The organism is Nocardia wallacei (assembly GCF_029869545.1).
Taxonomy (GTDB): domain Bacteria; phylum Actinomycetota; class Actinomycetes; order Mycobacteriales; family Mycobacteriaceae; genus Nocardia; species Nocardia wallacei_A.
On record NZ_JARWQD010000136.1, the window covers coordinates 1 to 24,600 of the forward strand.

Annotated in this window: 15 protein-coding genes and 1 pseudogene; 6 read left to right on the forward strand and 10 right to left on the reverse strand. The window is 67.4% G+C overall.

From position 1 onward, the window contains the following. Positions 1–440: 440 nt before the first annotated feature. The 3 genes from QH290_RS10650 (at position 441) to QH290_RS10660 (ending at position 4,131) form a co-directional block, all read left to right on the forward strand. Positions 441–587 carry a hypothetical protein gene (locus QH290_RS10650; protein ID WP_280382719.1) on the forward strand — a complete coding sequence of 49 codons (147 nt, stop codon included), beginning with the start codon at positions 441–443 and terminating at the stop codon, positions 585–587. 330 nt (positions 588–917) lie between these two features. Then, positions 918–1,295, forward strand: coding sequence for a hypothetical protein (locus QH290_RS10655; RefSeq protein WP_280382720.1), 378 nt, complete (start codon positions 918–920; stop codon positions 1,293–1,295). Positions 1,296–1,734: 439 nt separating this feature from the next. Then, positions 1,735–4,131 carry a WD40 repeat domain-containing protein gene (locus QH290_RS10660; protein WP_280382721.1) on the forward strand — a complete coding sequence of 799 codons (2,397 nt, stop codon included), beginning with the start codon at positions 1,735–1,737 and terminating at the stop codon, positions 4,129–4,131. 538 nt (positions 4,132–4,669) lie between these two features. Here QH290_RS10660 and QH290_RS10665 read toward each other — a convergent pair. From QH290_RS10665 to QH290_RS10700, 8 genes are all read right to left on the reverse strand, one after another. Continuing rightward, complete coding sequence (locus tag QH290_RS10665; protein WP_280382722.1) at positions 4,670–5,935, reverse strand: cutinase family protein; 1,266 nt, start codon at positions 5,933–5,935, stop codon at positions 4,670–4,672. A 1,132-nt stretch (positions 5,936–7,067) separates the two neighbouring features. Further along, the gene (locus tag QH290_RS10670; RefSeq protein ID WP_280382723.1) at positions 7,068–8,039 is read right to left on the reverse strand and encodes a C40 family peptidase; all 972 of its coding nucleotides are present in this window, start codon (positions 8,037–8,039) and stop codon (positions 7,068–7,070) included. Beyond that, positions 8,036–8,950: a replication-relaxation family protein gene (locus QH290_RS10675; RefSeq protein WP_280382724.1), complete on the reverse strand. Its 915-nt coding sequence runs from the start codon at positions 8,948–8,950 to the stop codon at positions 8,036–8,038. The genes QH290_RS10670 and QH290_RS10675 overlap by 4 nt, the downstream gene beginning before the upstream one ends. A gap of 155 nt (positions 8,951–9,105) precedes the next feature. Then, positions 9,106–11,646 carry a type IV secretory system conjugative DNA transfer family protein gene (locus QH290_RS10680; RefSeq protein WP_280382725.1) on the reverse strand — a complete coding sequence of 847 codons (2,541 nt, stop codon included), beginning with the start codon at positions 11,644–11,646 and terminating at the stop codon, positions 9,106–9,108. Next, on the reverse strand, positions 11,646–14,792 hold the full coding sequence (locus tag QH290_RS10685) for a TraG/VirB4 family ATPase (RefSeq protein ID WP_280382726.1): 3,147 nt from the start codon (positions 14,790–14,792) through the stop codon (positions 11,646–11,648). Before QH290_RS10685 ends, QH290_RS10680 begins: the two co-directional genes overlap by 1 nt. After that, on the reverse strand, positions 14,789–16,798 hold the full coding sequence (locus QH290_RS10690) for a TrbL/VirB6 family protein (protein ID WP_483244246.1): 2,010 nt from the start codon (positions 16,796–16,798) through the stop codon (positions 14,789–14,791). Before QH290_RS10690 ends, QH290_RS10685 begins: the two co-directional genes overlap by 4 nt. A 2-nt stretch (positions 16,799–16,800) precedes the next feature. Then, positions 16,801–17,115, reverse strand: coding sequence for a pilin (locus QH290_RS10695; RefSeq protein ID WP_280382728.1), 315 nt, complete (start codon positions 17,113–17,115; stop codon positions 16,801–16,803). An 83-nt stretch (positions 17,116–17,198) separates the two neighbouring features. Then, positions 17,199–18,128, reverse strand: coding sequence for a hypothetical protein (locus tag QH290_RS10700; protein WP_280382729.1), 930 nt, complete (start codon positions 18,126–18,128; stop codon positions 17,199–17,201). Between the two features lie 465 nt (positions 18,129–18,593). Between QH290_RS10700 and QH290_RS10705 the strand changes: the two genes are divergently transcribed. The 3 genes from QH290_RS10705 (at position 18,594) to QH290_RS10715 (ending at position 20,493) form a co-directional block, all read left to right on the forward strand. Beyond that, a complete protein-coding gene (locus tag QH290_RS10705) occupies positions 18,594–19,217 on the forward strand; it encodes a hypothetical protein (protein ID WP_280382730.1) in 624 nt (207 codons plus the stop codon). A gap of 77 nt (positions 19,218–19,294) precedes the next feature. Continuing rightward, positions 19,295–20,278 (forward strand): TRM11 family SAM-dependent methyltransferase, encoded by a 984-nt coding sequence (locus QH290_RS10710; protein WP_280382731.1) that lies wholly within the window; start codon positions 19,295–19,297, stop codon positions 20,276–20,278. Beyond that, positions 20,275–20,493, forward strand: coding sequence for a hypothetical protein (locus QH290_RS10715; RefSeq protein ID WP_280382732.1), 219 nt, complete (start codon positions 20,275–20,277; stop codon positions 20,491–20,493). Before QH290_RS10710 ends, QH290_RS10715 begins: the two co-directional genes overlap by 4 nt. Before the next feature lie 1,176 nt (positions 20,494–21,669). On the opposite strand, the gene QH290_RS10720 is transcribed toward QH290_RS10715, so the two are convergent. Then, entirely contained in the window at positions 21,670–22,815 is a 1,146-nt protein-coding gene (locus tag QH290_RS10720; RefSeq protein WP_280382733.1) for a hypothetical protein, read from the reverse strand. Positions 22,816–24,320: 1,505 nt separating this feature from the next. After that, positions 24,321–24,596: pseudogene (locus tag QH290_RS38055) on the reverse strand (translation initiation factor IF-2 N-terminal domain-containing protein); the annotation flags it as partial. Between the last annotated feature and the right edge of the window lie 4 nt (positions 24,597–24,600).

Consider the following 24,600-nt stretch of genomic DNA (forward strand, 5'->3'; position numbering starts at 1 on the left):
CACAACTCGCCGTGTCATTTTCTCCCTTCGGGGTGGTGGCCGGCATTTCTCCGCCCCCCCCCGGGGCGGGGGCGTCTGCCACCCCCCCCCAACCCCCCGCGGGGGTTTGGGGGTCCGGGGCCCGGGGCGCCCCCCCCCCCACCCCCCCCCCCCCCCCGGGGGGGGCCCCCCCCCCCCCCCCCCCCCCCACCTCCCGCCCGGCCGCGCCGACCCGCGCCTGCGGAGCAAGGCCATGCCGATACCGGCCGACCACACCCCCGACACCCCCGCACCCGCATTCACCCACCGCGCATGCACCACCCAGCACCGACGACACCGCACACCGGGGCCCCGCCCACCGGGGCGCGGCATGGACCGAAATCGACTACGCGGGAACGATATTCACGCTCTAACCTAGCCGATATCACACCGACGGGCAGTCGTGCAGAACAGTCTTCATCGTGGACCGCACCCGCCACGGGCAGCGTCAACACACGCCCGCACTGTGGGTCTGGCTCGACGCCCGCGCCGCCGCTATCCGCGACGCCTGCTACCACCGCAGCCCGCCCGCCCCGCCCGAGCCCACCAGCGAACCGGATTTCCGGTGAACTAGACCGACCTCACCCTGCGCAGCCGCCGCTGCGCGGGTTGAGGTTGGGTGAAAACCGTTCGATAACAACCTATTTCGCCACACACACGGAACCGATGCCGACTGCATCCGCCGCGTCCGTCCCCACGACCGAACTGCCAGCGGCAGGCCGCGCCCGGCGATACCGCAATCCCCAACCACGCCCAAGCACCGGCGCGCACGACCCCTCACTCACGCGCCAAAACAGCAAGCGAGACACGAACTATGAACGGCAACGCGATCGAAGGCCCCCGACTGAGTACCGCCGATATCATCGGCGGCGCTCAACAGCGCAACGATGTGGCCCTACTTGCCGAACGGTATGGTGGGCCGCTGCGGTACACCCCTGCACATCGACAGTCACATCCGGCAGTCGTACTTCTTCATCGAGGCATACGACCCGGCTGGGCGGCAATGGAACCAGCTCTGGGCAATTCCGCAAGCGGCCTACACGTTCGGCGGGCCCGAACACGCGGACACCGCCCCGCACACGATGGTGATCACCAGCCCCTACACCCGTGACGAGCACCGCAAGGCGGTCAGCTGGCAAAAGATCATGGACAGGCTGACCGGGTACGCCGAGTACCTTCTCGCGCCCCGCGCCGCCGCCGAGGGGCTGTGCCCGCTGTGCCGACCTCTCTGGCACAACGGCGGCCGGGACGACACCGCCGGGCTGGTAACCGGGTAACAGTACGTTCGCAAGTCACAGCTCGCAGAGCATCTCCACTTCCATATTCACACCGGCCCAGCCCTCGGTCCATGCCCGGCAATCGTGGTGGTGTCGACGGCCACCAGCCACCGATTTCCGCCACTCGACCGTTCCCCTGGCCTGCTGTGACTCGGGCACGGTCGCCAAAGGTGTCGTGTAGCCTTCCTGCACAGCAGATTCTGAGCGAGGTGGGGGGATAGTGGACCCGTTTTCACTCATCGTGACTGCATTGGCCAGTGGTGCAGCCGCAGGTGGGCACGGCGCAACGTCAGCGGGGGTGCGTGATGCGTATTCTGCGCTCCGCCAGCGGATAACACGTGACGGTAGCGACGAGGAAGCCACGGCCGCGCTCGAAGCCATCGAGGCCACCGGCGGTGAAGACCGTGCCGCGGTGGAGAGCGTCGTAAGGCGTGCTCGGGTGAGTGACGACCAGGAGACTGCGGCGCTGGCACGCCGTCTGCTGGAGCAGGTTCAAGAGGTTCCGGCCCATGCTGGGGTCAGCGCCGCCGTAGCCCACGCGGACACCGGTGTTCCCGAATCGGCCGACGGGACAGCGGCTCGCAGTGTCGCCGACCGGGAACACACCGCATCACCGACCGACCGGGAACACCAACTCCGTGTGCCAGCGAACCACACTGGCCACCGCACGCTGCGGCGCCGACCCGTCGTCGCGGTGTTGATCGGTCTGGTCATCGCCCTGGCCGCCGCTACGTCTGCTGTCGTACTCCAGCAAGACAGAGAATCTGGTCCTCCGGGCAGGGCCGAGGTCGCCGGCGACCTTCTCGGCCGAAGCCAGCGCGCAGCCGAAACCGACCCCTACACATCGCGTTTGGCGGCACTGGCCGCCTGGCGTCTGCACGAAAGCCCCGAGACCTATCGCGCGATGTTCAACGCCGCACGCAATCCGCTCACCGCCGTGCTCGACAGCCACACCGCCGGGGTCAAGTCGGTGGCGTCCAGTCGTGACGGTCGCTTCCTGGCCACCGGCAGCGTCGACGGCACCGTCCGGTTGTGGGACCCGGCCACACACCAGCCCATCGGTGAACCACTCACCGGGCACACCGGCTCCATCGAGTCGGTGACGTTCAGTCCCGGCGAAAGCCTCCTCGCCACCAGCAGCGTCGACGGGACCGTCCGATTGTGGGACCCGGCTACCCGCCGTCCCGTCGGTCAACCACTGGCCGGGCACACCCGGGGAGGCGAGATCGCGTTCAGTCCCGACGGACGCCTCCTTTCTACCAACAGCGCCGACGGGATCGTCCGGTTGTGGGACCCGGCCACACGCCAGCCCGTCGGTGAACCACTCGACACCGACGGCGCTGTCGAATCCGTGGTGTTCAGTCCTGACGGAAGGCTCCTCGCCACCGTCGGCAGCGCCGTCGAGGTGTGGGATGCTGCCACAGGCAGACCCGTCGGTAAACCACGCACCGGCTCTGTCGAGTCGGTGGCGTTCAGTCCCGACGGAAGCCTGCTCGCCACCGGCGGCGCCACGGTCCGATTGTGGAAACCAACCGCAGACTCGCCGTTGGACATCGCACAACTCGCCCCGTTCGACGACAACAACGACACCGTCACGACGATGACGTTCAGTCCCGACGGAAGCCTGCTCGCCATCGGCACCGAGGACGGCACCGTCCAGTTGTTCGATATTGCTGCGCGCGCGCCTATCGGTGATCCACTCACCGCCCATGCCGGCCGGGTCGCCTCGGTGGCGTTCAGCCCTGACGGAACCCTCCTTGCCGCCGATGGCGGCAGCACCGTGCGGGTATGGGACCCTGCCATTCCACAATCCATCGGTAAAGCACTCGTCGGTACCTCCGGCGGTTCGGTGGGCTCGGTGGCGTTCAGTCCCGATGGAACGCTGCTTGCCACCGGCGGCAGCGACGACACCGTCCTGTGGGACCCCGGTACGCGCCAGCCTGTTGGTAGACCACTCCCTGGCGTCCCCAGCTCCGTCGAGTCGGTGACGTTCAGTCGTGACGGACGTCTCCTTGCCACCGCCGGGGGCGGCACTGGCCCCGGCGGCCGCTTCTATGGCGCCGTCCAGTTGTGGGATCCCGCCACACGCCAGCCCGTCGGCGAACCACTCACCGGCCACAGCAGGGACGTCTACTCGGTGGCGTTCAGTCCCGACGGGCGCTTCCTCGCCACCGGCAGCGGCGACGCCACCGTCAGGCTATGGGATCCTGCTACACGCCAACCCCTTGGTGAACCACTCACCGGCCACACCGGCTCCGTCGAGTCGGTGGCATTCAGTCCCGACGGCCGCCTCCTCGCCACCGGCAGCGGTAAAACCGTCAGGCTGTGGGATCCTGCCACACGCCAGCCCGTCGGTGAACTGCCCACCGACGCCTACACGGTCAACTTGGTGGCGTTCAGCGCTGACGGCCGCCTCCTCGCGACCGGCAGCGACGGCACCGTCCAGCTGTGGGACCCCGCCACACGCCAGCCCGTCGGTGAACGACTCACCGTCACCCGCAACGCCTTGATCAAGTCCATGGCGTTCAGTCCCGACGGGCACCTCCTCGCCATCGGCAGCAGCGACGGCGCCGCCGGGCTCTGGGATACCGCCACACGCCAGCCCATCGGTGATCTACTCACCGGTCAATCCGACTCCGCCGCCATCGAGTCGGTGGCGTTCAGTCCTGACGGAAGGCTTCTTGCTACCGGCGAGCTATACGGAACCCAGCTATGGAACATCGAATTCACTGTCAGTGCCGAGAAAATCCTCTGCAGCCAAGAGCCGGACGCCTTCGCCGCACCACGGTGGCCACCGGATATCCCCGAGGACATGCGTCCCCGACTATGCCCGTAGGCTGGTGAGATCCTCTCGCTCAGGCCGAAATCCGGAACCCGCATCTCCGCATGTCGCAATACAGTGCCATCGAGGCAGCCGAGATAATCTCGGCCCCTTGATCTTTCGAACCCTCCGTACGGCCGCTTCGAATCGCGCGCTCCATCCGGCAATACCGCGCGATTGCGTTGTGTCGACGAGTACTCAGCCCGGATCCCACCGACGGTAATTGCCGCCCCGGTCCGGACTGCTCACCGAGGCGATGCGGCAACAGTGTTCGGTGAGGAGGCCGTGCACCACCTCCCATCACCGCATCAACCCCGGTAGGCGCCTAAGTGGTTCAGAGAAAGTACCGAACCCCTTGGCTGTAGTCGTGCACCCCTGGGACCGCCTAGCCGCACACAGCCCCCAAGGTGTGAAAATCGGTCTACCGCACCATGATTGGGAGATTCCGGCATGACCGACCCCCGACCGGTCGTCGACGGTCGGCGGACAGACCGGGGACATGCGCGCCTGCGACATAACACAACGCCCTGATCGTGGTCCAGACCGTATCCGGCTATTGCTTGTCGATTTGGCTGGTGAGCCACTCCAGTAATTGGCGGACTCCGCTGTCGTAGCCGGTTTGGTGGACGCCGGAACTGTAGAACTGCGCGGCGTCGGCACCTTGCCGGGCGAGGTCGGCCAAGGCCCCGGTGGTGGCGGGGGTTGTGGAGGTGTGGAGGGTGGTGGCGAGTCCGGCGAGCTGCCCGCCGGCGTCGCCAGCCAGAGCTGAGGCGGCTGCGGCGGCGAGATCCGCAGCGACAGGCACCAGGCCGATCAGTTCCAGGCCACCGCCGACGGGGTCACCGATGGCGAGCTTCTCGGCCGCTCGCCACCCGACTTCCTGGGCGATGCCGATATCGGTGGCCACACGGTTGACATCGACGTTGGCCAGGATGTTCACGATCTGAGCCGCGACCGCGGTCCAGCCGCTGGTGTCCAGCGGCGCAGCCATGGACAGTGCTTGCGCGACCAGATGCAGGTCCACCTGCGCGGCCATGGCCACCAGCGGGTTGAAGAGGGTGTTCAACTCGCCACTGACCCTGTGCAGGCCGGGGATGTCGATGGCGGTCACCAGCTGCGGCAGCTGGGAGATACCGCCGAGGATGGCGGGTATGTTCGCCGCGGTCTCGGCGAGCCCGGCGAGCACGATGACTACCTGGCGGGTCACCTCGGACGGATTGAGCCCGGACAGACTGCTCGTGCCCGACGATGCCGTGCCCGGGTCGGTGGGGTTGGGGCTGCCGGTGAACGCACGCCCGACCGCAGCGAGCGCGGGCGACGCTTCGGGTGAGGTCGCGCAATAGAGGTCACCCTGGGCGCACACAGTGCGCACCCGCCCGTTCAATGCTCCGAAGTCGGAGTCGCGGGGTCCGGCGATACCCTCGCCCGGCACCGCGGACCCGAGTTGCGCGGTGCCGGAGTTTCGGCGGGGGTCGGAGAGGAGTCCTACCCCGACGACCCGGTCCGCGGGGATCGGGCCTTGCCCGTGCCCGATCCTGGCCGCAATGTCTCCGGCGGCGTCGGCGCCTTGGCTGTAGCCGGCGAGTACCACTCGGGTGGAGGCGCACAGCCCGCCCAACAGGTCCGACAGGGCCTGGACGCCAGCGGATTCCGAGGCTCGGTAGGTCGGAGCGAGCGAGGCCGCATACGGCAGGTACCGGACCTGGATGTCGCCACCGTAGCGCGCGACCAGACCGTCACCGATCGGCCGCAGCATCCCCGACTGGGGCTGGGCGGGATCGGCAGCAGAGCTGGTTTCCCCGGTGCCGGGAACCAGCACCGCCGTCCACCGGGGACACCCGGGTCCCGCGCCGGGGTCGGCGAGTGCGATACCTGCGGCAGCGGCGGTAGACGCGGTGAAGGCGGTGGCGATGCTCACCGCCATACACGCGGCGCGCCACCGCACGGGCTGGCGGTGTCGCTGCGCACCGCATTGCGCGGTGCGGATTGGTGAACCGATCATGAGAACCTCCGAACAGGTCGAGTACCGGACGCGGGAACCGCTGCCTGCGGCTCCGCTGCCTGGGGACTCCTGTTCGGGGGCCGAAAATGGACAACCGAAGATCAATCAGTTCGGGCGAGTCGGCCCCGGGGACGCCACAGCCCTGCTTCGGTCTATCGGGGGGAACTCGTATGGGCCCATGTCGGTCCCGGTGTTGGCCGCCAGGGTCCATCGGTATCCGGGAAACCCGATTTCTAAACAAGATGCCCGGCTTCTAGTCGCCGTATTAATCAGTGGTACGGCCTCCGAATCTTCCGCGCCATTCACGGCGCTGTGCGCTCCCAAGGGAGTCGTTCGGTGAACAAGAACATCTCATGCCATGTCGCGGCGCAGTCCCTGCAGACGGACCTTTCGTGATCGCACAACTTCGGTGAGGCGGCCACTGGTATGTCGACTTCTTCTAGATGGAACGCCGTCTGTTGTGCGTTACCGGAGATGGAGGCGCATTCCTGCAGGGCGCTGACGGTCTTCTTTTTCACGGACATCGCAAGGGTTTCCTTTCGGGTGGAGGTGCCTATCCCTGGTTGGGGGTGAGTAGCTCGTATCGGTTCTGATAGAGATGCTGGGCTGGGTGGTCTCATGTGCTGTCGTCCGATGGTGTGAGGAGGTCGTTGTCCCATGGGAGTGGTTCGGTGAAGAGGTATTCGAGCCGCCAAGCGGCGACGCAGAACTCACAGATAGTGTTTCGGTGGCGGCAACGGTAGGGGCTGCACGCGAGCCGCAGCTCGACTTGGCTGAAGCGCTCGACCTTTCCCGTGCGATAGTCGCCGGTGAGACGGTTGTCCACTAGCGCGGCAACTGTTCTTCTCCTGTTGCGCATTCCACTCTCCGTTAAGCTGTAATCGCTGACGAACACGAATCACGTTTGTCCAATTAGGACGATGACCTCTGGCGGCTGCGCCGATGGCGGCTATAAGGCGCGATTATCTGGTCGTGTAGCCGCGTAGAAATCTTTTCCGTGGTAATCGTCAATTCGCACTGGAATTCCGAAATCGGGAGCGTGGAGCATTTTTCCTGCGCCTAGGTAAATTCCGACATGGTGCACGTCGGCGTCGGTGCCGAAGAAAAGTAGGTCGCCGGGCTGTAGCGCGTTCTCCGGAATCCGTGGCCCGACGTTGACCTGGTCGTGGGTGGTGCGGGGCAGGTCGATGCCGACGGTGGCGTAGGCGGCTCGGGTGAGTCCGGAGCAGTCCCAGCCGCCGGAGACTTCGGGGCCGTTGCCGCCCCACACGTACGGTTGCCCGAGTTGCGCGCAGGCGAACGAGATCACTTGTGCGGCAGTGGGAGTGGCGGCCTGGATGTGCTGGCAGTCGCCGGTGCCGGGTGGCGGGTCGAGTCGGTAGCTGGCGGCTTGGTCGAGGACTTGCTGCACGTACCAGTCGGCGTGGTTGTAGGCGAAGATCGCGCGGTAGAGGTCGGCGGGGGCGCCGGAGTCGCACAGGTAGTGGGCGGCGGTGTGGATGGCGTCGCTGTCGTTGTAGCGCGACGGCGGGTTCGCGCCGCCGGGCGGGGGCGGGTGGCGGTCGACGACGCTGTCGAAGGTGCCGGACAGGAACTGCATCGGCCCGGCAGCGCCCGCGCTGTTCTCGCCGGAGTGCACGCCGGGCAGTTGGCTTCTGCCGTGGTCGGTTTCGACTTTGCCGATGCCGGCCAGGACGGTCCAGTCGAGGCCGGGGCAGTCGGCAGCGGCGGCTTTCTGGTAGAGCGCGAGCTTGTCGGCGGGGATGTCGGCGCGAGCGTCGGGGCTCGGGGCGGATCCGCTGGCGGCGGGGCCGGGCATGGTGGTGCGGGCGGAGTCGACGGCGACCACGGTGACGGTGAACGCGCCAATGGTCACCGCCCCGAACAGGGCGACGGCTGCGGCGGTAATGCGGAGCATCATGGCCTCGCGTCCCGGGGCGGGCGGGGAGGTGGCGGTGGCAGCACCGTGCGCGGGTCGACGGCCGGGCTCGCGATGTCGAAGGCCGAGCCGTTGGTGTCCGGGAGTTGGGGCCAGGCGGCAGTGAGCTGGTGCAGCGTGAGCCGGGGCTGGCGGGCGGTGGCGGGTGGGTGCAGCGGCAGCCAGACCGGCCCGTCCGGCCCGGTGGTGGCGTAGTCGGCGGCGGCGGTCGCGATCGGGACGGTGTCCGGGGCGGATAGCGCGGCGGCTGCGGCCCGTAGGGCGGTGCGGGCGGTGGCTTCGCGGCGGGTGGTGGGCAGCCATAGCAGGAGCGGGGTGGTGATGCCGGTGGCGGCGGCCAGCTCGGCGTATCCGGTGAGCTTGCTGCAGACTCGGGTGAGAGGTTCTGTGCCGCAGTCGTATTCGAGGAAGAACTCCAGTCCGCGCTGGCCGGGACGGGCGGGGTCGAGGCGGCCGTAGGCATCGGGACGCGCCAGATCGCCCCACAGCCGTGCGCATCGGGTGGGCGACCACCACGCGGTCAGGGTCATCTCGCTTGCGGGTCGGGTGGCCAGGCGGGTGAACCAGTCGTGCACGCCGATGTCGTGGTTCAGTCGCAGGCTGTGCGCGAGGGCCAGCGTGCGGTCGTGTCGCCAGCGCAGCTCGCGGACATCGAGGCCGTGCTCGCCGGCCAGGACCGCGGCTCCGGCTGGCGCGAGGATCCAGTGCCAGGGCGCGGTGCCGAGGTCACGGCGCGGCCGGAACCGGTCGATCACCTGGTTGTCGTGGAGTGTGAGCAGTCGGCGGCTGGCGCGGCGGGTCGCGGTGAACGCGAGCGTGCTTATCTGGGTGGTGGTCAGCACGCGATGCTCGTAGAGCATCCACAACAACCACCGATCCCGGCCGGTGAGCATCGCGGCTAGGTCTGCCTGCCGCGACAGGGACCGGGCGGACGCAGACGGCCCGGATGGGCGGGGCCGGATGGGCGGAGTTCGGGTCATGGAGGACACCTCCGAATCGGAGAGAGCGCATGGCGGGATGAACGGAAATGCCTTGCGGCAGTGATGGTTCAGCGGCGACGTGGGTCGCTGTCGGAGGCACCTGGACCGGGCGGTGCCGGTGGCCGGGGCGCGGGCGGAGCGGGTACGGGCCGCGCGGTGCTGGTGCGGGTGGTGTGGGCACGGGCCGCGGCGCGGATCTCGGCGGACCGGCCTCGGATCGCCGGGGGCAGTGGCTCGGTGGCGACGGTGCACGGCGGCGTGTTCTGGCCGCGCACGATCAGGCGCGTGGCGGCGTGGTAGGCGTCGAGGTGGGCGAGGTCGTGCTCGCCGAGGTGGGGTTGGGTGTGGCGGGCCAGGTCGCGGGCGTCTTCGGGCGACACCGAGAACACGATCTTGTTTCGGGCGTTGGTGGAAACCGCTTCCCGCACCGTGGGTGTCAGCTGACCGAGGTGCTGGTGTGCCAGCACCATCGACAGTTTCAGGGCGCGGGCCTCGGCGAGCATGTCCTCCACCGGTGTGGAGGAGTGCAGGAAGTTGTGGAACTCGTCGAGGTAGAGCGCGGCGTCGCGGCGTTCGGTGGTGGGTGTGGCGGCGCGTGCGGTGGCAGCCTGCCAGGTACGGGCCACCAGCAGGGCGCCGACAAGGCGGGTGGTTTCCTCGCCGAGGCGGCCCTTGGGCAGCCGGGCCAGCACGAGCCCGCCTTGGTCGAGAACGCCGCCAAGGTCGACGGTGGCAGGGCCTGCGGCAAGGGCGGTCTTGACGAACGGCCGCAGCAGCAGGTGCCGCAACTTGTTCAGCAGCGGGCTGGTGAGCTGGTTGCGGCCCGGGTCGCCGAGGGCTTCGAAGGTCCGCCAGAACCCTTGCACCACAGGATCGTTCACGCCCGCGGTGAGCCGGGCCCGGTAGGTGTCGTCGGTCAGCAGGCGGGCGACATCGGCGAGGGTGGCGGTCGCGGGTTGCGCCAAGACGGTCAGCAGGGCGTTGCGGAACAGGTCGTCGGTGCGGGGGCCCCAGAACTGGTGGTAGATGCGGCGGAAGACCGTGCCCAGGTTGTCCACCACCAACGCGACATCCCGGCCAACAGTGGACAGGTCAAGGGGGTTGAAGCACGGGGGCGGGCTGGCGGAGTCGGCATCGAGCAGCACCACCTTGCCCACGCAGTGCCGGGGCAGCCGTTTGAGGATGTCTGTGACGAGGTCACCTTTGGGGTCGATGAGGACCAGCCCGCGCCCGGCGTCGCTGTCGGCGAGGGCCATGTGTGCGAGCAGTGTCGATTTGCCGCAGCCGGTGGGGCCGAGTACGTGCACGTGGTGGCGGGCGTCGGCGACCCGCATCGCGACCCTCCGGCCTCGGGTGGCGTCGGCGACACCGAGGGGTTTCGTGCCGGGCCCACCGATCGGGATGGCCGCGGTGGGGGCCAGGGCGCGGGCTCCGGCGCGGTGGATCTCGGCGATACCCGCGTCGAGGGGCAGGTGCGCGATGGTGGCGAGTTCCGGGGTCGACAGCAGGTCCCCGCGTCCGAGCCGCCGTCCGGCAAGCACTTCCGGCAGCCGACGGCAGCGGCGGCGCCGGTAGTGGTTGAGATCTGAACAGCCCGACAAGCACGACGACACTGCGTGCGCGCGGCCCCGCACCACCCGCCCGGCCCTGGCCACGGTGTCACGGTCGGCGTCGGCCGGGACGGTGGCGGTGACGGCGTAGCGGATGACGGTGGACCAGTGAGTGCCGCGGGTCTTGCTCGCCGCGGCGTGATCGCGAGCGGATTGCTGCAGCCTCGCCTGCCGGTCGACCGGCTCCGGCACGCCCCGCAGCCCGGTGCGTGTGCGGGGACGGCCGAAGAACAGGCCGAACACGTCTCGGGCCACGTCGCCGGGCATCCCGGCCAGCAGCACCCCTCGGCGGCTGGTCGGGCCGGTTGTGTGGCGGGCGCGGCGGCCGACGACGGGGCGGGCCAGGATCTGCAGACAGGCGGTGTAGCCGGGTGGCATCCCGGCGGCGGCGGCGATCACGGCATCGGCGGGGTCGCCGTGGCCGTCGGTGCGGATCGGCCACCGCTCGTGCTGCGCGAGCCGCAATGCCCCGCCTGCCAGCAGTCCCTGTTGTCCGGCCGGAGGAGCGGGTAGTGGCGGTGCGGCGGCCACGGTGCGGGTGCGGGCACCGCGCCAGGCCGAACCGACAGCGTTCTCGACCAGATGCGGTGGGACGCAGCCGGGTACCCAGATGCGGATCACCGCCCCGTCCTCGGGGCTGACCCGATACTCGAACCCGAGATGTGGTGTCCCGGAAAGCCACCGGCGCCACCGGGTGGAAGTGAGCGCGCCGTGCAGCTGTTCCCACCAGATCTCGGCGCTAGCGGGTTTCACCTCGGGCGGAACGAAGACCTCGACGAGGCGGGCCCCGGAAGCCCACCGCCGCTGCCGCATCCGCCGCACCCCGGCGGCGAGGACGAGAATGCCGGCAGCAGCGACGACAGCGGTGCAGGCCGCCGGGACGCCGAATCGCCCGGCGAGATCAGTGATCCGGCTCCAGACGAGACCGGGGTCGGTGAGCAGGCCACCGGCGCCGTGCCCGCCGGAAGGAGGGGTCTGGGCGTGCGAGATCGTGTTCATCAGGCCGCCTCCGCCGGATCGATGAACTCCTCGGCATCACCGTCGTCCTCGTCCTCGTCCTCGTCGGCGAGGTCCTCGAGCTGTTCGTCCTCGAAGTCGATGCCGGCGTTGTGCTCCTCGTCGGCGCCGAGGTCGATCTCGACGGCCGCGATGGTGTCGTGGAGGTCGGCTTCGCTCTCGTCGTCGTTGGCGAGTTCGATGTAGCTGGGGTCGGTGGCGGTGTCGTTGCCGGTGGACCACTCCGGGGTCGTGGTGGCCAGCTGATGCTCAGCGAGCGAGGCGACCGATCCGAATACCGTGCGCTGGTGGGCGCCGATAGCCAAGAGACCCTGGCCGCGGTCGGCGGTGAGCAGGAACCGACGCTCTCCCTCCGACAGCCCGAACGCATCGCCTACCTGGTCGATGGACTGCGTTGCCTGCCGCAACAGCACCTGGGTCGCGGCGTTGGCGACGACGGCCTTGCCGAGGTCGGTACCAAGCACATCACCGCTGTCCTGAGTGGCGACAGTGAGACCAACCCAGTACTTGCGGGCGGATTTGGCCAGCCGGAACAGGAACCGAGCCCCGGCGGGCTGCCGCATCACCAGCCATGCCTCGTCCACGACCACCAGCCGGGGCCGCCGGGTGGCAGGGTCGCTCACCCGCCGCCAGGTGGCGTCCAACGCGAGGACGGTGCCGATCGTTTTCAGTTCTTCGGGCAGCGCCCGCAGCGAATACACGATCAGCCCGGACTCGGCCGGAGTGGTCGTGGCGCCGTCGAGCAGCTCACCGAACGCGCCCCCGCGCACGTAGGGGGCCAGGGCGGCGGCCAGCTCGGCCGCGACCGGGTCGCCGCCGGTGGTGGCGAGCTGGTCGCGCAGCATGCTCATCGTGGGAGCCGGTCGTAGCCACGTGGCCGGGTTGTCGGTGATCCCGGCGGCGGCGTAGGTGGCGGTCAGCGCGGTGTCCAGGACGGCACGCTGGGCGGGGGTCTGTTCGCCGAGCAGGACGGCGATGACGGTGTGCAAGTACAGCTTCCGGCGCGTGAGCGCGTCGGCGGTAGCGGAGCACCGGCCGTCAGGACGGCGGTGGACCTCCAGGTCGAACGGGTTCACGCACACGTTCGGTGCGCCGAGCTGGATGTAGGTGCCGGCGACCGCGTCGGCGAGGGCGCGGTACTCGTCCTCGGGGTCGATGATTGTCGCCTCGATTCCCCGGAACAGCGACCGCAGTACCCCGGTCTTCACCAGATACGACTTGCCGGCCCCGGACTGGCCGAGGATCACCTCGTTGTGGTTGTGCATGCCGGGCCCGAACCGGTCGTGAAACAGCAGCCCGGCGGCGCCGTCACGGCCGTAGAAGGTCCCCGAGGGGGTCGTGGAGGCGGGGTCGGCGGGTGGCAGCTGGGCGGAGGCGAACGGGACGGCCGCGGCCAGGGCGTGGCTGTCGAAGGTGCGGTGGGTGCGGATCGGGTCCAGGCCGAGCGGGAGCGTGGCCACCCACCCCTGTACGGCGCGGTAGGTGAGGGGGCAGGTGTCGATGAGCAGACTCGCCGCCAGGGTCCGCAGCGCGGTCACCTGCTCGGCCAGCTCGCCCGCCGAGCTGGCGTGCACGGTCAGATACAGCCCGGCCCGGAACAGGCGAGACTCGCCGCGAGCAAGCTGCGCCGACAGTGCGGCAGCGTCCTCGGCGGCGACCTCGACCGCCGCGTCACCGACGCGGCGGTGCATCTCCGCCGAAGCCAGCGACGATTCCAGGCGGGCGATCTGACGGCGCAGCCGCACCGCGGCGGTGGTCGCCGGGATCGGCTCGATATGCAGGGCGATATCCACCCGGCCCGGGTACGCCGCCAACGGGGTCAGCCATCCGGCGGCCACCTCACGTGGGTAGCCGGTGACCGCGATCGTCGCCACGAAGTCGCCGCCGACCTCCAGATGGCGGGTGCCGATCGTCAGCGACTCCGGCGCGAACTCCGCCAGGCCCCGGGCCCGCCGTGCCCGGCGATGGAGCCCACTGACGCCGAGGAGGCGGCGTGCGCCCGCGCGGGCAGGATCGCCGTCGCTATCGTCGGTGCCGGAGTCGTCGCCGTTGTTGCTGTCGGTGCTGATGTCGAGTGTGGTGCCGGTGTAGTCGCTGTCGCCGGTGGTGATGATCTCGGTGGGTCCGGCGGTGTCGGCGCCGTAGGGGACGAGGTTGGCGGGGTTGGTGCAGCTGGTCAGAATCGCCCGCGCCGCGACGTCGTCGAGGGCACGGACCCCGATGCCGAGCGGGGCCAGCAACCCGGAGGCGTCTTCGACCCGTGCCAGCAGCCGCGCTTCCGCCGCGCGGCGTGCCGCGTCGGACTCATGCTGCTGGCGGCGGCCCCGGTGGGTGAGCCCGGCCAGGGGTGAGGCGGCCAGTGTGGTGGCCGGGGCGAGGGGTTCGCGCCAGACCAGCAGGACTTGCCGGTGGGCGGTGGTGTCGTCGTCGGCAAGCTCGGCCAAATGCGCACCGTGGTCGCGAGCGAATTCGGCCAGCTCGGGTGACATGTCCTCGGCCGCGCCACGCAGCCGGGCGACATGGCCGGTCACATCGAGGCGGACCGACCGCAGCAGGATCTGCACCCCGTGCCCGGACAAGCCCTGCAGGTATCCGGCCAGCGCGGCGACCAGACTCGCTTGCTCGTCCGGGGTGCGCAGCGACAGGTTGATCGTGGTCGCGGCGGCGATCACCGCCAGCCCGTCCGCGCCGAGGTCGACCACACCGACCCCGTTCCCGCCGCTGGTGACGGTGTGCGGCAGCGCGGCGGTGCTGGCGGTGATCGGCTGTGCCGCCTTCGGCCGGGATCGTCGCGGTGTGTGCGCGGTGATCCAGCCCGGTGCGGTGGCGACGTCGCCGTCGGGGGCCGCGACCAGGTGCCGCGCCTGTACGCGGTGCCGCACAGCCGCGACAAGGAGCTGGTCGCCGGACAGGCCGTCGCGGGTGGTGAGGACGGTGGCGGTCACGATCGCGGCGACGGGGGCCGCTGCGGCGGCGAACACCGTGATCGGCAGTACGGCGCGGGTGGCGGCCCACGCCAGCAGCATGGCCAGGCCCGTGCCGGTGAGCAGGGCGAGCTGGCGGGCGGTGAACGGACCGACGATCCGGTCGGGCCGCTCTACATCGGAGGGAATGCGGTACATGCTCATGAGGCACCTCCAGGGGTGGTGGGCCGCCGACGGCGGCGGACGGGAAGATCGGGCAAGGGAAGATGCAGCTGACGGCCCTGCGGACGTGGTGCGGGCGGAGCCACCCACGCCGGGGCGGGGGCCGGAGCCGGGCGCGGCACCCGTGTCACGCCGAGCGGCAGCACGTACTGGCCCTCGGCGGTGACCTGCGGTCGCGCATACGGGTCACGCGGGCGTGACCGAGGCCCGGGAGCGGGCGGCGGAGACGCGCTGGCGGCTGGCTGAGGCGGCGGGAACCGCAGCGCCAGCTGACGGCCCTTCGGAGCCCGCTTCACCGGCCTCACCGGCGGTGTCGCGTCCCCGGCCGCCGGGGAACCACCGGCCGCGGCCGATGCGGTGCGCGGTCGTGCCGCGCGAGCCGGTTCGGCTGGGCGGGGGCGTTTCCTGGCGGGGCTGGCGTAGAACAGGGCGCGCTGGCCGTCGGGGCGAGCCGCTTCCGGGGGAAGCTGCGGTCCCGGTTTGAACAGATCCAGGGCCAGCTGTTTTCCGGCGTGCGGGGACGGCGGTGCGCCCGGGACTCGGCGGACCGGCTTCGTCGCCGGTGCCGGTGGCGTGGGGTTGCGTTTGACTCGCTGGAGTCCTTTCAGGGGCAGCAGCATCTGCCCATCGGTGGTGGTTTTCTCCCGCCAGTACGGGTCGGCCGCATCGCGCAGGGCGTCGCGTTCGGCACGGCTCGGCTTGCGCGGCGGCGGTTGAGGGACGGCGGGTTTGGAGGGACGGAGACTGCCGGCCAGCGCGCTCCCGCCTTTGCGGAGCAGCCCGAAGGTCTTGTAGGCGATGAAGCCGCGCACGAGCTGCCCGGTCATGGAGCGGCCGTGGCCGATCCGCATCGCCGACAGCATCCAGAACGGGACCTTGGCCAATATGCCCAGCAGCGCGATGGACACGATCAGGTTGACCGGCCCGGTCGACACCGAAGCGAAGAAACTCGATCCGTCCGGGGTGAGGAACACGCGAGCGATGGCGATCAGGACCAGCGACTGCACGACCTGGATAGCCAGGCACGCACTCATGGCACGCCACCACCATCGGGCGATCGGCTCGGCCGGTGGGAACCCGTGGCACATCAACGCCAGCGGGGCGGCCACGATCAGCACGATCGTGACCACGACCCGGATCACGTACCCGACCAGCAGCGCGGTCACCAGCACCACCAGCACCGTGGACAACAGCAGCCCGAAAATGCCCGCCCCGTTGTGCGCGGTCAGCAGCTGCCGCAGTGCCTGCGACGCCGAGTCCTGGTCGATGTCGTCGCCCGCGACCGCCTCCGACACTGCGTTCGCGACGCGAACCGCCTCGGTGGCCAGCGGGAAACTCAACGCCGCCGCGACCATGCCGATCACCAGCCGGGGCGCGATGTCGCCCACCGACCAGCGTGACTGCAGAGTCTGATACGACATCAGCAGAACCCCGGCGGCCATCACCAGCAGCCCGTACACGGTCACCGTGATCTCCCACGACGACGACCACAACTGCCCGACCCGCGGCAAGCTGGCCGGGTCCGGAGTGGTCAGCAGCGTCGAAGACAGCAACTCCAGCAGCGGATTCAACGCGACCGAGACGAGGTTGGAGAAGAACCCGTCCATCGCCTTGATCACGCACCCACTGATGTGGTTGATCCCGCAATCAGGGTCGGCCACCTCCCCCGGCCCCGAACCGGTACCGGGTGCCGGAGCACCCGGTGTCGTCGGTACAGCAGGCGTCGTCGGGGTGGCGTGCGGCGCCGTCGGCGGTCCCTGTGACGGCCCGGTTGGTGGGGTCTGTGTCGGGGGCGGCGTAGGGACAGGGGCCGGGGCGGCCGGTGTGGTGGCCACCGGTGGCGGTGGTGGCACCGGGGCGGGGTCCGCTGTGGCCGGGCCGGTGGTGGCAGCCCAGATCGCGGCGGCGAGTCCGGCCGCGAGGATCCACCACCAGCGGCGGCGGTGGGGCGGCCCGGGGCGCGCCTGGTGGGTGGGTGTGGTGGGCATGGTCAGCCTCCGACCAGCGATTTGAGGACTTCCACCACGACCGGGGCGAGGATGGCCAGGCTGTAGCCGATCAACGCGGCCCGCACACACGACTTCGCGCGCTCGACCTCGCCGGCATCACCACCCGACAGCAGGTAGCGGGCCCCGCCGACCGTCAAATAGACCGTGGCGACGGTGGCGAGGATGCCGATCAGCCAGTTCCGCAGATTGTTCAGCACTTCGGCGAGCGATCCGGCCACCGCCAGCACCGCCGGGGCTGCCGTCGCCGGAGCCGCCGCAGCGCACACGGCGACCACAGTGCCGACGGCCGCAGCCACGACCGCGGCAGGACGGGGTGAGCAGGGACAGCCTCTACCGCGCGGGACGAAGGGTGGGGGAACGAGGGAACGGGACTTGCGCATCAGCGCACCTCCTTGCGAGCGGATGTCTGGTCGGGCGGAGTCGCGGACTCCTTCGCCGGGGGGACTCCTGTTTCGGGGCCGTTAATGGACATCCGGGCCGCAGATTCGTGCCGATGCGTGTTGTCGCGGCGGGCGGTGTTGTCGAGGGCGGCGGTTTCGACCTCGGTGAATTCGGCGGTGTCGGCGATGCGGTCACGCAGCCAGGCCGCTAACCGCTGCTCGGCTTTGCGGCGGCGTCGGCACAGCCCGGAGTAGCCAATGCTGGCGTCGGCGCCGGTCTTCTTGAGCTGCCGCCCGTCCAGACGGGTCTCGGCGATCAGCCCGGCCTCCGCCGGGGTGATCACGCCCTCGTCCACCGCCACCTGCAGCAGCTGTTCCGGATGCCCGGCCGGGGACTGCACCACCTCGCCCGTTGACGGGGCGTCGCGGTGCTCGCGAGCCCATCGCATCGGGATCGGCGCCCTCTTGCGTTCCTGCACCATCGGGCAGGTCCGGTGGAACACCGCCCACCGCAACCGATTCGCCACATTCGGCCGCTCCACGTCGAAACCGGCGATCGCGTCGAGAAACGCGACGATCACCATGGACTCGGTGTCGGCTCGGAACTCCCAATGCCCGCACAACTTGAGCGCGATCGTGCTCAGCATCGGCAATGCAGCCCCCGCACAGATCAGCACCGCAGTCTCTTCGCGGGTCTGTGCGCGGCGCACCAGCTGCCTCCACATGGCATCGACCTCGGCCGCGGGCACCTGCGGGCCGAGCAGCCGCCGGCCGACCTCACCGACCGTCAGCTGCTCCCAGCCGGGCGGCAAACCTGCCATCGGGTGATCGGCCAGCTTGGCGAACCGATTCCTGATCACCGCCAGCGGCGTCGGCATCTTGTCCCGGCGACGGGGGTTTCCTCGGCGCGGATTTCCTGAATTCGTCATCACACATCTCCTGTGCTCGGTGAAAAATTCGACCGAGCAAGGACACACGCACCCCGCCACAAAACACCCTCAAAAGCAATTCACAGCGAATTCAGAAAGACCTCACAACGAATTCATCGCTGAAATCACCGACACAGACGCCACTGTCACGGCCGCGCCGAACCGCCCCCGCACCACCCAGACAAAGGGCCTCCTACCTGCGGTGAAATACCCTTGCGGCGGACGTTCGACGGGAGTCACGCTCCGCCGACAGGCATGGCAGGGCACCCAGGCCGTGCATGCAAGAAACGGTGTTGCACAGCGATGTCTGGGCACCCGGCGCGCGATCATCTCCAGCCGAAATTCACGTTCGCGAGAGAGCGCGGAAAGAAATCGAGCGGTGCATGTCCATAAATCGGTTGAAAACAGGAGTCCTCCGGCAGAAGCAACCCCGCTTCAATACCGACCGGAGACGAGGTCCATCCGATGACCGACAAACAACCCGCCCGCCGCACTACCCGCCGGAAGGGTCCGGCGCCCGCAGCGATCCCCTCCACTCTGTGGGCGGCAGGGCCCGTGCCGATCGGCCCGGACGAGTCCTGGCCGCCCCGCATCCTCGCCCGCGCAGTGCTCGAATACAGCAGCCCCGGCGATCGGGTCTTGCTGATCCCCCACCAGCTCGCTGCCGATGTCCTGGTCGGCGAACTCGACCGGGTCCCCGTCCCCGCGACCGACGAACCCCGGGTCTCCGACAGCGACCTGATCATCGCCACCACCCTGGCGGCGCATGCCCAGGACGTTCGCCCCTGGATGCCGGCCGAGGTGGCGTCATCCCGATTGCGAGCCGGGGGCCTGCTCGTCGTCTTCACCCGCTGCCGCCACGACAGCACCGGCGAGCTCCACGACCTGTCCGGCGACATGGTCACCGAAGCTCAGCACAACGACCTGCTCTACCTGCAGCACCTCATCGCTGCCCCCGTCCACGACAGCGCCATCGTCGCCACCCCCACCGATCCCGGTGACTCGGACAGTCCGAGCGAGCCCAGCGACATCGTGCACACCGACGTCCTGGTCTTCCTGCAACCGCACGACCTCACCACCGCCGCATGAACCCCCGCCCCACACCCCGCCAGCCCGCACCGTGCGAACGCCGCGCACCCGCTCCCACCTCGAAAGGTGAGCATTCCATGCCCACTCCCGACGCCACCCCCGACACCCCGGTCCCCGACACCCCGGCTGCGGTCTCGGTGTGGGCGACCTCGCAGACCGCACCGGCCGCCCAGCGCGGTACCCGCTACACCCGGGCCTCGTCGGCGCATCCGGCGAAAATGCTGCCCGCCATCGCCGCCGAAGCCATCGCCCGCTACAGCACACCCGGCGACCTGGTGATGGACCCCATGTGCGGCATCGGCACCACCCTCGTCGAAGCCGTGCACACCGGCCGCCGCGCGCTCGGCGTCGAATACGAGCAGCGATGGGCCGACATCGCACGCGAGAACCTGGCCCTGGCCCGCGCCGCCGGACACGACACCGACGCCGAGGTCTACGCCGGCGACGCCCGCAAACTCGCCAGATTCCTCCCGGCCGAGCTGCACGGCACCGTCGACCTACTGATCACCTCACCCCCCTACGGCGACTCGATCCATGGGCGTGTGCAGGTCCGGGCCGGGGAAGGAGTCCGCAAATACAACCACCGCTACGGCAACACCCTCGACCGCGGCAACCTCGCCAACCTCGGCGTGCCCCGCCTGCTGTCCGGATTCACCCGCATCCTCACCGCCGCCGCCGACTACGTGAAACCCGGCGGACACGTCGTCATCACCGCCCGCCCCTGGCGTCAGCACGCCGAACTGATCGACCTGCCATCGATGCTGTCCGAATGCGCCGCCACCGCCGGGCTCGTCCCTGTCGACCGCGCCGCCGCACTGCTCGGACGCCTCGCCGACGGCGGCATCGTCGCGCACTCCAGCTTCTTCCAACGCGACTTCGTCCTCAAAAACCGCGACGCGGGCCTACCCCTGGCACTCATCGCGCACGAGGACGTCCTAGTGTACCGCCGAAATCAACTGCCCCCCAACGAATCCCAAGTACAACGCCGCCGCGCCGGTACCGATCCGGCGGCCGTACTGCCGCGACGCCGCCCCGTCGACGGGGACCGGAGGGCAGCATGAAGACGGCCGCGACAACGATCCTCGCGCTGCTGGCCGGCATGCTCGTAGCCCCGCTGGCCTCGGCTGACACTTCCGGCGGCACCGACTGCCCGGTAGGACTGCCCGTACTCGTGGTGTGCAACAAGGGCTACTCCACAAAACAGTCCTGCGACGGAGGCAAGTACTGGGCCGCGTGCATCCAGAGCCCCGACGGCCGATGGTGGCACCCGCAATGACGCCGCCTCCCAGCCATACCTGCTCCCCCGGGTGAGCACGTTGAACGGTTGACCGGGCTAGGCTCTCTGCGGCTGGGCCCGTCACCGTCTTCTTATTGCGACATCTTCTCCCCAAGCGGGAACTCGCAACGGCTGTTGCGCGCGGGGTACGGGCAGATCGCCCCAACCGGCGAGGACCGACCAGGGGTGTCGGTCGACTTCCAGTACGCACAGAGCCGGAAATCAGTGCTGCGGTCAGCAATGTCCCGGCCCAACGAATCTAATGCCAGGCTGCGCTGTTGACCATGGACGCATCAGCTGGCTTGAGCCGCTACCGAGGGATTTGGCTCAATCAAACTGATGCGGACGGAATTCTGGCAATGTCAGCAGAACGGTGACACCGGCGTCGTTGCGAATTCTGACGACGTTTCGCAACGACACTGGCGGCTCGACAGATTTCCAGGTCGGGCCACCGGTAGTTGCCGGGAGGTGCATCGCAGGCGGTAGAAGAGCAGATGCAGTGGGCCCTTGACCCTTCCTGCGGAAGGGCACCCTTGCGCCCCTGCCGGCGACTCCCAGCACCGGGCTAATCCCGGCCATGGCGACGACCAGCCCGATGATCTCACCAAAACGCTTCGTACCGGCCACAATATGATCCGGTTCGACAACGGAGGCCGGTTCCCCGGCCCACGCCACTGGCTGCTCGCGGGTGTCCTCCCGATTGTGCGGAATGGCAAGTCATGCCCAGGTCGACGGTCTGCCACTGACCGATCTGATCGACACGTTCGAGGTCGCACCGGTATGCAACCCCGCAGGTCAGGCAAACGGTCTTCTCCGACCGGAGGACTTTAGATCTCGGTTGGACGGCCATTCTCATGGAAGTTCGAGCAGGACAATAGGTTCGAAGACTCCGGCACTCGCGTATGAGTGTGGTGAAACGGTCTGCTGGCCGCTGCTCGCCGAGATCACTGTCACCGACGAGCACGTGAGCTGGCATAGTTTCGAACAACCTCATCGTGCGACTCGCGACTACCGCGCTTCGGTTCATTCCGGTCGGCCGACTTCCCGATGTCTCCGATATGACCGGACCGTCCACAAGGGCACCGGTATAGAGCCCGCCCCGATCAGTGGCCGATCCGTCAGCGCACTTCCTCCCTTTGACTCACCAAGAAAATCTCGTCAGCATTGGAGTGACATTTAGACCATCTTCAACTTTCGGGTGAGCGTCGTATGCCATTTTTTCAGGCGCCCAAGATCACCTTCTTGCAGGAGTCTCATATGCGATAGCCTGTTTCGAATTGCGGGTACCTCGACTGTGAATGACCGCCACACATAATCCTCGACCCCCAAACTTCCGTAGACCTTCGGCCTGGAGCGGCGAAGTTCCAGGAGCTCTCCGAGAGTGAGCCATTCCAACGGATCCCGGATTTCCTTAATGCTCTTGGCGGCTGGGTAGGCGTCGCCAGAGGCGCGCTCCAGCACTTCGGCAGGGAGATTGCCGTTCAATGCGTGGGTCTGCCACGTCTGATTGGGGCAACTCATGATTGCGGCCGTGCGCATCGCACACCTGAGAGAGCGCTCGATGCTCCATATGAGGCCGAACGCCTCAGTGACGCCACTTGGAGGTGCGTTGTATCGGGCGATACCGTCCGCCAATGCGCGGCGTAGCAGGCTGTGGGAACGCGGAAACGCCCATACGTATTCATCATCGGCCACTCGCACCAACCCGGCGCCAGCCAAACCTTCAACAGTTCGCGACTGCAGGTTCGCGATTACTTCGTCACGTGAGACCATAGATTCAAAGATAATACGATCCATATCTGAAACGGCATCCATGCCGAGTTCGCTAAGTATGGTAACTATCAGGTCCCCAGATGGTTCTATCGCGGTTCCGTCATCGGTAGGTAAAACGAAGGCCATTTCACCGTTATCATCGATAACGGGCATTAGCGGCGGAGTAACTACCTTTGCGTCGATAAGAACCGAACTTCCAGGAACGTCAGGATATCTACTTTTGGGAAGCCGTGAGAAAAGGATGAATTTATTCCCATTCTCACAGTCTTCGTGAATCTTCTGCCGCAACGAACTCAGATTTTGTGGCCCACCGCCCTGGCAGAATACTTCAAGCTCGCGAAGTGCCACCGTCGACGATTCTGGGTAGTTGCCAAGCTCGCCATCTAGGTATTCTATCGCTGTCATGTTTGCTGGTACGCATCGTTCGCACGTACTGCGGATCCCATCGAATCCAGCGCCTAGCGGCACGAAAACAATACCGTGACGATTGGCGGATCTCAGCAATGAAGCGATCCACTGCGAGATATAAGTCTGCCCATTTTCGGTCACAGCAACTCCAATAAACTGTTGATCTCGTACCTATTATCGACTGGACGGACTAACCCCAAGCTGAGGAGATGACTCAACGCCTGCGGATACTCCTGAGCAAATTCCGAAAAAGTGTCGTAGTCTTCGGAAAGTGCGTCCAATAGGAGTGCCTCTGTGCTGTAGTATCGCTTTACGTGATCGATCATCTCGGCAATATTTCCACTTATTTCTCCTTTCCAGGGCGCAAGCGCGTAGAGAACGTCAGAATTCGTTATCCTCCGCCGGAATATATCTATTGGGAGTCTTCCGACTACTGTTGAAGCGAGATTTCGGTAAAGAAAAGCATGTCCGCCGGATGCGTCATAAAGAGAGCGCAACGCAGAATTTTCTATTTCAATCCCCATCTTCGCACCAATGGTCGTGGCGAGATGGTCGGCATCATCTCGGGTCAGCGGTCCGACATAATGGGACTTCGCCCACGAAAAGAGCGGATTTGGACGCCCGTACAGGCGGCCATTCTCTAGGATTGCGCTAGTCAGTCCGGACAGTATGAATGTGAAGTTTTTACACTCTTGCACGACGCTCCGTAGCGCGCCCAAGAATTGCGCAATTTGAGGCATCGGGCCCTCGGCTACATCGATTCGATCCGCTGGCGTGAGAAACTCGATCTCATCGAGGAGGAGAAGCAGCCCGTAGTCTTCATTCTCCAACCTCTTGAGAGCCGCTGTGAGGACCGTTTTGAACTGCGGGATACTGGCCCGATCGTTCAACCGCCTAATTTCACTGGTGCGCAAGTTTCGGGACTGGAGTTCGTCAACCAGCTTGACCGAAAGGGCTTCGATTATATGTGGAATGGGGTCGTCGTCCGGTGGAGCTGGAAATGCCTCTAGATCCAGTAGAAGCGGTATAGTCCTGGTGGATTCAAGATCTGCGGAGAGTTGATATAGAACGCTTGTCTTACCAGCCTTGCGAAGTCCGAAGATGCCGGCGACGCGTTGGCGCTTGACATCGTCTCGTAGGGTCTGAAGGAGCGTCTTCCGTCCGAAGAATTGTCCACCTTTTACCGGTGTAGTCTCATAGAACAAGTCTCGGCTGTATACATAATCTCGTATTCTTGTGATGAATGACATAGCATCCATCTCTTCGTCCGAACGCAGCGGAATAGCGAGGAACCCCGAGGCGCTCCAGTCCTCCAGTTTTGCGCCAATCCGAGGGTCAGGTGCGCACACGAATATCAAGTCAGGAGTCGCTTCGCGATGCATCGTCCGCAAGGTTTCCTTCGCATTTTGGAAGGTTCGTACCTGCAGGTCTCGATAGGGTGTGTAAACTACCAGCACCTCCCGTGTGAGCCCGAAGGCTGCTTCCACGGCTCCACTGAACCTCACAAGCGCGATGCCGCAGTCCTTTAGCTGACGGGTGCCCGTCGACGCGTGGACCATTTGGGATCCCAGTCGGCGCAATGCGTCGAGGTGGTCAATTGCCTCGGGGAAGAGCCGTCCAAGTTGCGCAATCCCATCGAGCACTTCGGGTGCTGTCGGCTCCTTAACTGGGTTCGCGTTCCATCCGTACATCGACGGGACAGGATGTGGGTCAGCGGGCGGCGTAACGGCCCGTCGGCCTGCGCCTGGTTCAATGCCAACGCCACGCTGGGTAGCATCCCGGAGCCTTCGTGCAAGCGGTGCCTCAATCGTGCTCGACGCAGACTTGACGAATTCTCCCTGCTCGCGGAGTCGTCGCAGAAGGGTACTCGCTGGAACCCCTAACTCCTTCGCAAGCTCGTGTACCCGGATCTTTCCCGCCATCTGA

Excerpts from the sequence above, each read along its gene's own strand:
- QH290_RS10670 (WP_280382723.1), bottom strand. The coding sequence starts at position 8,039 with ATGATGCTCCGCATTACCGCCGCAGCCGTCGCCCTGTTCGGGGCGGTG.
- QH290_RS10675 (WP_280382724.1), bottom strand. The coding sequence starts at position 8,950 with ATGCTCACCGGCCGGGATCGGTGGTTGTTGTGGATGCTCTACGAGCAT.
- QH290_RS10680 (WP_280382725.1), bottom strand. The coding sequence starts at position 11,646 with ATGAACACGATCTCGCACGCCCAGACCCCTCCTTCCGGCGGGCACGGC.
- QH290_RS10685 (WP_280382726.1), bottom strand. The coding sequence starts at position 14,792 with ATGAGCATGTACCGCATTCCCTCCGATGTAGAGCGGCCCGACCGGATC.
- QH290_RS10690 (WP_483244246.1), bottom strand. The coding sequence starts at position 16,798 with ATGCCCACCACACCCACCCACCAGGCGCGCCCCGGGCCGCCCCACCGC.
- QH290_RS10700 (WP_280382729.1), bottom strand. The coding sequence starts at position 18,128 with ATGACGAATTCAGGAAATCCGCGCCGAGGAAACCCCCGTCGCCGGGAC.
- QH290_RS10705 (WP_280382730.1), top strand. The coding sequence starts at position 18,594 with ATGACCGACAAACAACCCGCCCGCCGCACTACCCGCCGGAAGGGTCCG.
- QH290_RS10710 (WP_280382731.1), top strand. The coding sequence starts at position 19,295 with ATGCCCACTCCCGACGCCACCCCCGACACCCCGGTCCCCGACACCCCG.
- QH290_RS10715 (WP_280382732.1), top strand. The coding sequence starts at position 20,275 with ATGAAGACGGCCGCGACAACGATCCTCGCGCTGCTGGCCGGCATGCTC.